General features: G+C 46.6%; 7 protein-coding genes. 6 read left to right on the top strand and 1 reads right to left on the bottom strand.

Annotation, left to right across the window (positions count from 1 at the left end):
• Positions 1-501 precede the first annotated feature (501 nt).
• The 4 genes from QUA38_RS25930 to gmk all read left to right on the top strand — a co-directional run bounded on the left by QUA38_RS25930 (position 502) and on the right by gmk (position 5,373).
• Entirely contained in the window at positions 502-1,338 is an 837-nt protein-coding gene (locus QUA38_RS25930) for a hypothetical protein (RefSeq protein ID WP_333166998.1), read from the top strand.
• Between the two features lie 164 nt (positions 1,339-1,502).
• Positions 1,503-3,605, top strand: coding sequence for a M3 family metallopeptidase (locus tag QUA38_RS25925; protein WP_333166996.1), 2,103 nt, complete (start codon positions 1,503-1,505; stop codon positions 3,603-3,605).
• 852 nt (positions 3,606-4,457) lie between these two features.
• Positions 4,458-4,724 (top strand): extracellular matrix/biofilm regulator RemA, encoded by a 267-nt coding sequence (gene remA, locus QUA38_RS25920; protein WP_333166994.1) that lies wholly within the window; start codon positions 4,458-4,460, stop codon positions 4,722-4,724.
• A gap of 79 nt (positions 4,725-4,803) precedes the next feature.
• A complete protein-coding gene (gene gmk, locus QUA38_RS25915) occupies positions 4,804-5,373 on the top strand; it encodes a guanylate kinase (protein ID WP_333166992.1) in 570 nt (189 codons plus the stop codon).
• Here gmk and QUA38_RS25910 read toward each other — a convergent pair.
• Positions 5,370-6,104: a hypothetical protein gene (locus QUA38_RS25910; RefSeq protein WP_333166990.1), complete on the bottom strand. Its 735-nt coding sequence runs from the start codon at positions 6,102-6,104 to the stop codon at positions 5,370-5,372. The genes gmk and QUA38_RS25910 overlap by 4 nt on opposite strands.
• A gap of 236 nt (positions 6,105-6,340) precedes the next feature.
• Between QUA38_RS25910 and xseA the strand changes: the two genes are divergently transcribed.
• Entirely contained in the window at positions 6,341-7,510 is a 1,170-nt protein-coding gene (gene xseA, locus QUA38_RS25905; RefSeq protein WP_333166988.1) for an exodeoxyribonuclease VII large subunit, read from the top strand.
• A partial coding sequence (gene xseB / locus QUA38_RS25900) for an exodeoxyribonuclease VII small subunit (RefSeq protein WP_333166985.1) occupies positions 7,507-7,712 on the top strand: 206 nt, incomplete at its 3' end. The genes xseA and xseB, both read left to right, overlap by 4 nt.

Below are 7,712 nucleotides of genomic sequence, written 5' to 3'. Positions count from 1 at the left end.
TACTGAAAATAGACTTTAGCCGATCGCCAATTCCGGGTTTTTCTGAGTTCATTGGTCAATTTTTGCAGTAAATTTGAGAGGAGCAATTGAGAAAGAGTAGATTATACCAATGCGCGAACAAAAAGGCAACTCCCGACAAGCTCCCAACGACGATCGCCCTCAGTAGGTCGCATTTTTTTGCCTTTTAATCTAAAATCTAAAATCTAAAATAATCTTAGGCATTGTTCGGTTAGCCTGGGCAGCTATTATCGATCGCCCGAACCCGGTGGCGCTAACTCCTGTAAAATAGAGGGCGCGTTGGGGCGAACCTTTTAACAGCCGGAATTGGGCGCGATCGTCACAGGCTCCCAAATACATAATAATATGTCAGTCATCCTTAACTTACTCACAAAGGTAAAAATAGAAGAGTGCCAAGAAATAATCTAAAACATATAACTGAAAAAAGGATAGAAATCGATGCTCCACCCAATCTCGCAACCTTACCAACAACGAGCAAATACTATGACCCAAAGAGCCGTGCGGAAGCCAAAACCCTCTGTTGCAAACCACTTGAGACCAAGTTTTCCTCAAAGGCACTGGCTGGAGCTGGCAGAGTACGCCTCTCTGGCGGCCTCTGGTGTGGGTTCCGTGGCGGTGGCTGTGTCCGGTCAAGCTTTTTACGGGGTAGCTCCCCTAACTTTGGCTTTGTCGCTGAATGTTGCTAACCGGTATCGGTTCGAGCAGCAAGTGCGGGTGCATCAAAATTCGGAAATGGCTCAAGTACAAAAGTCTGTCAATAAAGTCGAAAAAACGGCGGTGACGGTAATTGTTAAATTACGCAAGCAGTTGTCAGCAGATATTGCAGCGCTGCGCCAGCAAATGGCTGCAATGCCTAGGGCAGAAGGCTTTGAGGATTCGATCGATATCCAGCGGCAGTTGCTGAGTTTAGGAGAGTCGGTAGCTTCTTTGCAAGAAATCGTGGCGTCTGCTGTACTCGATGTCCGCCAGCAGGTGAACCAACAACTGCAAGATTTATCGGTTGGCCAATCGGCGAATCTCCAAGCTGTGGAACAGGCTATAGAGCAACTGCAAAGTGCGACGCAAGGCTTGGCAGAAACTTCTATCACCAGAGACGACTGGGAAGTAGTAAATACTCGATTTTTGGAAATCCAGAAAGTCATGGCCAATTTGCAAAGCCAACTGCAAGCTCCCGCACACCAATCGAGTGCGGATTTGTCTATTGTCCAAGCTCAAATTCACCGTTTGGAACACGAGCAGCAAGAAGTTGTCAAACCTCACCTCAAGCGCTTAATCTCGGTGGTCAAGGAGTTGCAGCACACACAAGAGAGTAGTCATTAATAATTAGTGAACACTCATTAGTCATCAGCCAGAAGGAAGATTTTTCGACTCAGACATTCTGGGACTCACGCCCGATCGAACCCAAAATTTTCGACAACTGTGTTACAAAATGAAAAGCTAATCTTTCTAGTTCACCTGTTTTAAACCTGTTACAAGAAAATTAAATGACTGCAACCGTAACTATTGCTGATAACCCGTTACTAATCGGTCAAGGATTGCCTCCATTTGACGCGATCGAACCAGAACACGTAGTCCCCGCTGTTACCCAACTGCTGACCGAACTAGAAGCCTCGCTAGCTGACTTAGAATCGTCTGTAGAACCGACTTGGAGCGGCTTAGTAGAACCATTGCAGCGACTCGGAGAGCGTTTAAATTGGAGCTGGAGCATTGTCGGACATTTGATGGGTGTGAAAAATAGCCCGGAACTGCGATCGGCTCACGAAACAGTGCAGCCGGAAGTAGTAAAATTTTGGAGCAAGCTCAGTCAAAGCAAACCGCTTTATGAAGCTTTTAAAGCGCTGCGGGCTAGCGAAAATTGGGACAGCTTAGAGTCAGCTCAAAAGCGAATTGTCGAAGCCGCTCTCCGAGACGCCCAACTCTCCGGCGTCGGTTTAGAAGGCGAGCAAAAAGAGCGTTTTAATGCCATTCAATTAGAATTGGCCGAAATTACTACCCAATTTTCCAATCACGTCCTCGACGCTACCAAAGCATTCAGCATCACCCTCACAAACAAAGACGAAATTGACGGTTTGCCGCCGAGTTTGTTGAGTTTAGCAGCTCAAGCCGCTCGCAGCGCCGGCGAAGAAAATGCGGATGCCGAAAACGGCCCTTGGCGGATTACTTTAGACTTTCCGAGTTACGGCCCTTTCATGCAGCACAGCACCCGCCGCGATTTGCGCGAAAAGTTGTACAAAGCTTTTATCGGCAGAGCAAGTAGCGGAGAATTGAATAACTGGCCGTTGACCGATCGCATTTTAGCTTTGCGCCACGAAAAAGCTGCTTTGCTCGGGTTTAGCAGTTATGCCGAATTGAGCTTGGCGAGCAAAATGGCTCCCGACGTTGCAGCAGTGGAAGCTTTGTTAGAAGAATTGCGTCAGGCTAGTTATGATGCTGCTATCAAAGATTTGGAAGAATTGAAAGCTTTTGCTGCCGAAAAAGGTGCGGCGGAAGCTGGAGATTTGAAGCACTGGGATGTAGGTTTTTGGTCGGAACGGCGCAGGGAAGAAAAGTTTGCTTTTAGTGCCGAAGAATTGCGGCCTTATTTTGCTTTGCCACAAGTATTAGAGGGGTTATTTGGATTAGTAAAGCGGCTGTTCGGCGTGACAGTAACTGCGGCGGACGGTCAAACTCCTGTGTGGCACAAAGATGTACGCTATTTCCAAATAAATGATGAAGCAGGAAATACGATCGCCAATTTCTATTTAGACCCCTACAGCCGCCCCGAAGAAAAGCGCGGCGGTGCTTGGATGGACGAGTGCGTAGTGCGCGCTAAATTTGTGGAAGCGGGAAAAACAACCACGCGGTTGCCGGTGGCTTATTTGGTGTGCAACCAAAGCCCTCCGGTTGACGGCAAACCGAGTTTAATGACTTTTGTGGAAGTCGAAACTTTGTTTCACGAATTCGGTCACGGTTTGCAGCATATGCTGACAACGGTAGACTATCCGGGGGCTTCGGGCATCAATAATGTTGAGTGGGATGCGGTGGAATTGCCAAGTCAATTTATGGAAAATTGGTGTTACGATCGCGCGACTTTGTTCGGGATGGCAAAGCATTACGAAACCGGCGAAACTTTGCCGGAACACTACTACCAAAAACTGCTAGCAGCGCGCCACTACATGAGCGGCAGCGTCATGCTCAGGCAAGTACATTTTAGCAGCGTTGACATCGAATTGCACCACCGCTATCGATCGGGCGGCAGCGAAACTGTGGCCGATGTCCGCAACCGCATCGCTAAAACTACCACAGTTTTGCCTCCTCTGGAAGAAGACGCATTTTTGTGCGCTTTCGGACACATTTTTGCGGGCGGGTATGCGGCGGGGTATTACAGTTATAAATGGGCGGAAGTGCTCAGCGCTGATGCTTTTGCGGCGTTTGAGGAAGCGGGTTTGGAAGATGAAAGTGCGATCGCATCTACAGGTAGGCGCTTCCGAGATACAGTGTTGGGATTGGGCGGCAGTTTGCACCCGATGGAAGTGTTTAAAACTTTCCGGGGACGCGAACCGAGCACTAAAGCTTTGTTGAGACACAGCGGTTTAGTTGCAGCTTAATTAAGTGTGGAATAAATCGGGATTAATGCGGGTGAATTTATCTGCATTAATCCCGGTTTTTTGTTGAATAAGATTTGTACATATCCTGTATGTGTAGGGTGCGGTGTGGATGAAGTCTTACCGCTACCCAGCAGATTCCAGGTTTATGAAGTGCACAACAGATCGTTCGTTCCCCGTAGGGACACGGCATTGCCGTGTTCCTACACTTCATAAACCTGGAATACGCTATAATTCATGGGTAAAACAACTTTTTGCGTAAGTTTTAATGTTATAAAATTGATAATTAGAGCCACACTTTTTTTATTGGTATTAATAGGACTCAAATTTTCACTACAAACCCATTTTATTGTAGAACATCATCGAATAAACATCTGTAGTTTGGCACATGATCCCCAATCTTTTGGTGAAAAACAGGGTAAAAAGTGCGATCGCCAGCAGCTTTTAGTTTAGGCTGGAAAGCTCATCAAAGCAGCATCAGTCTCAATACTGTTAGTATAGACTTCGATTTCCGAAGATTTACTGTCATTGATCACTGATTATATTGAAAATTCTCTATCCCTGAAATTAAATTTATATTTCGCAACATTTACGGGCTGTTTTCTCGATACAGCTAATGATTTTATTGGCAACTAAAAACCGATGCTTTTACGGAATCTTTAAGATAGAGCGGCAACAGCGAGTGTTTTTTAAATTTTTGATAAAGAACGGGGGACTCGGCGTCAAAAGGGTAAAAAATTTATCTCAACTAAAAAACTTAGTTGAGATAAATTTTAGGAGTGTAATAAAAAATATTTGTATATAATAAAAAGTAAGGATTGATAGTTAATCGTTCACCTACAGATTAAGATTTTCATGGATATTCAATTAATTAATATCGGTTTTGGTAACATTGTGTCTGCTAATCGAGTGATTGCCATTGTCAGTCCCGAGTCAGCGCCAATTAAGCGGATTATTACTGATGCGCGGGAGCGGGGACAACTGGTTGACGCAACTTACGGCCGCCGCACGAGAGCGGTAATTATTACAGATTCGAGTCACGTCATCCTCTCCGCGATTCAGCCGGAAACGGTTGCTAATCGTTTTGTGATCAGTAAAGACGCTCAAGGTCGGGATGATTGAGGTTTTTCAGTTGCAATTTGAGCGCTTACAGTCTAAAGTAAGCAGAAACTTAAATTGTTACAGGTTATCTATTCTAAAAATGAAAGCTGGTAAATTAATTGTTCTGACGGGGCCTAGCGGTGTGGGGAAAGGCACCTTAGTACGATCGCTCCTCAATCGCCATCCCGAATTGTATCTTTCGGTATCGGTGACAACTCGATCGCCCCGTGAGGGAGAAATTGAGGGACAGCATTACTATTTTGTCAGCCGCAGCCGCTTTGAACAAATGGTTGAGGCTGGAGAGTTGGCGGAATGGGCTGAGTTTGCCGGTAATTTTTACGGTACTCCTTATTTTGGTCTCAAGCAAGGAATTGGTGAGGGAAAATGGGTAATCCTCGAAATTGAACTCGAAGGGGCTAGGCAAATTAGGAATAAGTTTCCAGAGGCGCTGCGAATTTTTATTTTACCTCCTTCTTGGGAAGAATTGGAGCGGCGGCTGCGGAGTCGGGGCCAAGATTCCGAAACTGCGATCGCCCGTAGGTTGGTGCGGGCTAAAGAGGAAATTGAAGCTGCCGGGGAATTCGATTTCCAAGTTGTTAATGACGAATTGGAAGTTGCTTTGAAAAAGCTAGAATCAATACTTAATTTGGTTGAGCTTTCAGGTAACTAATGGCTAATTACCCATTTCTCCGTCCTGGCTAAAACTTCGCTACTTTGTTTGATAGCAACACAAACTTTTAAATTCAATTCCAGAATATTTACTGAAGGCGAATTTTTTCTCAACGGTTCAATTTCGCGAGCAGAACAGCCCAACATTTCCATATAAGCTAGCGTCCAGCCAATAGCTGCAATGTCCCCTACAGTGCCTTCTCCGGCGCAAAGGTAACAATCCAATTCGCCCTCCAGCCCACACTCAGGACAAACCCAATTGCCCAGTTGTGAATTGGGCAGGTTTGTGCGGGAGGCGGATGCAATTGTTAATGCTTTAATATGATTTTGAACTACTTGTTTAAAACCTCGGTTTTGGTTGCTGCTGTGGTCGGAATGTGTGTGCGATCGCCCGATTGCTACTGCTTGCTGTTGTGGCGAAGCAAGAGAGGCTGTTTGGTTGTCCCTGGTTACTCTAGATTCGCCTAGGTTCGCAGTTAGCTGAATACCATAGTCCTTCGACTCCGCAGTCTGAGAGTGGTTGAGTGCGCTGGAGGAATCGGGTTCGGAAGTTGTGAAGGATTGTTCTATGCGATCGGCAAAATCTTGCATTGAGAGGTGATGTTCGATCGCCAAAGACCAAGTTCTTTTATGTCGGAGGTCGCCATATTTTCTGGCTTCTTCCTCAGTAATGCCGATCGCCGCAGCCTCTTGGCGCAGCACATTCATCGAAATCATTGTATCTGATATCATTAGTTTGTTTGCAGTTAAATTTACGATCGTCCGCTCAGCCTACAAATAAATTACCTTAGATATACTACAATAGTCCGGACTATTTTGAGATCCTAGTCGGAAACCCTTGATTTTCCGTTAGGAAGTCGATTCTGCAATCGCCCTGAAACCCTTATTTTACGCTTGGCAATCACACACTGTCCGAAGTATTGATAGTAGCCTAAATCTAAAATATAAAATCTAAAATCTAAAATTGGATGAGTTCAATTCTTCCCGATACAGCTTTATCTGTTGCTGGACTAACATCTTACCTGCAAGACTTGTTGGAGGGCGATCGCAACCTGCAATCAGTTTGGCTGACAGGCGAGGTGTCCAACGTTTCGCACCACCCCAGCGGCTGCTTTTTCACTCTGTGCGACACTGACAAAAGCGCTGCGATTCGCTGCGTGGTGTGGAATTCTCAGCGGCAAAAATTGGTGCAAATCCCTGAAAAAGGGGAACAGTTGCTGGTTTTGGGAAGCATCCGGGTTTACAAAAATCGCGGCGAGTACCAGTTGACTGTTGTGCAATCGCTACCGGCTGGGGCAGGATTGCAGGCTTTGCGGTTGCAGCAATTGCGATCGCGCTTGGATGCTGAGGGTTTCTTCGATCCCGCCAGAAAGCGCCCGATTCCGGCACACCCGCAAATTGTGGCCGTGGTGACATCCGATACTGGCGCTGCTTGGGGAGACATTCAGCGCACTCTAGCCCAAAGATATCCGGGTTTGCGGGTGTTGCTGTCGCCGACAGGAGTGCAGGGAGAATTGGCTGCTGCTGCGATCGCCCGCGCGATCGCCCGGGTAGAATTGGACGGTAGGGCTGATGTGATTATTTTAGGGCGCGGCGGCGGTTCTGCGGAAGATTTGGCTTGTTTTAATGATGAGAGAGTTGTCAGGGCGATCGCTAATTGTGCGATTCCAATTATCACTGGTATCGGGCACGAAAGAGACGAATCTCTCGCCGATTTAGTAGCAGATAAACGAGCTCACACTCCCACTGCGGCGGCCGCTCAAGCTGTACCAATTTTAGCAGATCTTTACTTTGAACACAAGCAGCGAATGGTCAATTTAGGAAACGCTGTGCGGGCAAGATTTCAGACAGAAGAAGAGCATTTGCAACTGTTACAAAATCGATTAAAACGTTTGCCTGCGACATCCCTAACTTTGCGGCAAGCTACTGGTAAACTGGAGGTATTGCAAGAAAAGTTATCCGCACTGAATCCGGCGGCGGTATTGCAAAGGGGTTATGCGGCGGTAATCCAAAGTGACGGTACGATCGTCCGCACAACTGACGGTTTGGAATTGGGAGAGGAATTGACTGTGAAATTGAGTCGGGGCGTGCTGAAAGTTAAGATTGTAGAAGTATTGGATGCGGAAGAAAAGTTATGATTGATTCGCAGTTGCGCCAGTCTGACTGGAATTATGAGGAAACGGTCGATCGTATTGAAGCGATTATCGATCGGGTGGAATCGGGAGAGTTGCCTCTAGAAGAGGTTTTCGAGCAGTTTGGGGTGGCTGTGGAGTGTTGGCAGGAGTGCGAAAGATTTTTGGCGCGGGGGAAGGAACAGATGGATTTGTCGATCGAGCTTTT

The organism is Microcoleus sp. Pol12B4 (genome assembly GCF_036701385.1).
Classification (GTDB): Bacteria; Cyanobacteriota; Cyanobacteriia; order Cyanobacteriales; family Microcoleaceae; genus Microcoleus.
Note: the sequence above shows the minus strand (reverse complement) of the source record. Positions and strands in the feature narration are given on the sequence as shown.